The sequence below is a fragment of the Rhodococcus sp. YH1 genome, assembly GCF_009939605.1.
Lineage (GTDB): Bacteria > Actinomycetota > Actinomycetes > Mycobacteriales > Mycobacteriaceae > Rhodococcus > Rhodococcus aetherivorans.
In genome coordinates, this window is sequence record NZ_WVTE01000179.1 from 1 (window position 1) to 2,116 (window position 2,116).

Below are 2,116 nucleotides of genomic sequence, written 5' to 3' on the forward strand. Positions count from 1 at the left end.
CGGTGAGCAGGGTGATGGCGACGATGCCGACGGTGCGGGCCGCGACGACGTTCGTGCCGAGGGAGCGGGCCACGTCCTCGCCGAGTCCGAGGACGTTGAGGCCGGGCGTGTTGGCCACCGCGATGACGAGCCCGGCCGCGAGGAACGGCAGCACCTGCCACAGCACCTCGAGGTCGCGTCCGGCGACGGAGCCGACGATCCAGAACCGGTATCCGTCGAGGGTGGTCTGGTCGAGCAGCACCACCGCATGCGTCATGGCCTGCAGGAAGAAGGCGACGGCGGCGCCGGCCAGGGCCAGGCTCAGCGGCCCGGCGCGGCCACCGCCGAGGGAGGACAGCCCGAAGACCACGACGCTGGCGGCGAGGGACCCGGCGAAGGCGAACCACAGGTACTGGGCGGGGGTGGACATGCCCAGCAGGTAGATCGAGAGCACCACCAGGAACGCGGCGCCCGCGTTGAGGCCGAGCAGTCCCGCGTCGGCCAGCGGATTGCGGGTGTGGCCCTGGATGAGGGCGCCGGCGACGCCGAGTGCGATGCCGACCACGAGTCCGAGGACCGTGCGCGGGATCCGCAGGGTGTGCACGATGACGTCGGTGTCGGAGCCGTCGTCGACGGTCAGCGCGTGGACGACCTCGGCGATGGTCATCGGTCGCGCGCCGACGGCGATCCCGGCGAGCAGCACCACCCCCAGGACGCCGCCGATGGCGAGCAGGCCGAGGAGCCGGCGACGGCGGAGCGCCGCGAGGCTCGTGTCGGCGGCGCGGGGGGTGAAGCCCGCGGCGGCGGCGACACGGTCGGTGACGACCTCGGTGCCGCGCCGCAGCAGGCTGCGCCGCGTGCCGGCCGGGCCGCCGTCCGCGGCGTCGCGCGTGATCAGGCCGGTCCACTGCTTGCCGAGGCTGCACCCGGTGCTGCCCTCGCGGTGCCCGCGGTTCCACCATTGCAGGCCGACGGTGGCGGCCAGTGCGGTGCCCCCGAAGACGACCCGGTCGGTCTGCCCGCCCCCGTTGGCGTCGGCGAGTGCCTGCACGAGCAGCACGCCGATGCCGGCGGGAACGGCGAGCAGGGCCAGGTCGAGGGCCTCGGCGACGAGGCGTCGGGCCAGGGAGGGAGGTACAGCGGCGGAGGCCGGTGTGTCCGGGGGGCGGAGGGTGGTCACAGGGGAGGGCTCCTCGGGGGACGCGAACTCGGCCGAACGGAGGTTAGGTTACCGAACCCTATCTTCCGGGTTGCATCCGCCGGCCCGTAATGTAATGGTTAGGCTTACCTAACCACAGCAGCTCGCCGATCAGGAGGTGTGGATGACAACCCTGCTGCCACCCCGATCCACCGCAGCGCAGGTCCGCGCGTTCGTGGACACGGACGCCCGCCTGCGCCTGCTGACGCCGCACGCCCCGCGCGTCTACGCCGTCGCCCGCATCGACGACGAGCCGCGCCGCCGCTGGTGGCGGCTCGCCGACGCCGAGCGGGACCGACGGATCGCGCTGCTCCACGCCCGCGCGCTCGAGGACGTCGCCGACCCGCGGATCGCCGCCGACCAGGTGGCCGGCGCCCTCGTCCACGTCGTCGCGGGCCGGGTGCTCGCCCCCTACCTGCTCGAGGCGCGCTGCTGGGACCCCGGACTCGACAACCTGTGGATCCACCAGGACAGCGACGGAGGCATCGACTGGGCCGCGGTCGCCGACGACACCCTGCGCGTGTTGCCCGACGACCCCGCGGCCGCCGACGACACGGTCGTCGTGCTGCCGTGCGAGGAGGCGCTCGCGCGGTGGACCGCCCACCGGGCCGGCACCGCGCTGCATGCCGCGCACGCCTCGCTGGCACTGTGCGCCCCCACCGACGCGCTGCGGTTCTGGTCCCTCCTGGGCCGCGCCGTCGTGGCGGGTGCGGCCCAGATTCCCCTGCTGGCCGGCACCTCCCGCTCCGTCGCGTCGCGTCGCGGCCAGCTTCTGCTGGATGCGTTCCTGACGCTGGGCCTGCCGGTCCGAGGGCTTGCCAAATTAGGCAAGCCTTCCCTATAGTCGAGAGTGTTGCGACCGCCGGACCGCGCCGGAGTCCTGAGGGCTGCAGAGACTCCCGGTCCTTCCCGCGGCGGGCCTCGCGTCGTGGACGCGAG

Annotated in this window: 2 protein-coding genes; one reads left to right on the forward strand and one right to left on the reverse strand. The window is 74.0% G+C overall.

From position 1 onward, the window contains the following. A partial coding sequence (locus AIIKEEIJ_RS14080) for an iron chelate uptake ABC transporter family permease subunit (RefSeq protein ID WP_161995912.1) occupies positions 1–1,159 on the reverse strand: 1,159 nt, incomplete at its 3' end. A gap of 142 nt (positions 1,160–1,301) precedes the next feature. Between AIIKEEIJ_RS14080 and AIIKEEIJ_RS14085 the strand changes: the two genes are divergently transcribed. Then, positions 1,302–2,021: a hypothetical protein gene (locus AIIKEEIJ_RS14085; RefSeq protein ID WP_161995913.1), complete on the forward strand. Its 720-nt coding sequence runs from the start codon at positions 1,302–1,304 to the stop codon at positions 2,019–2,021. The last annotated feature ends 95 nt before the right edge of the window (positions 2,022–2,116 follow it).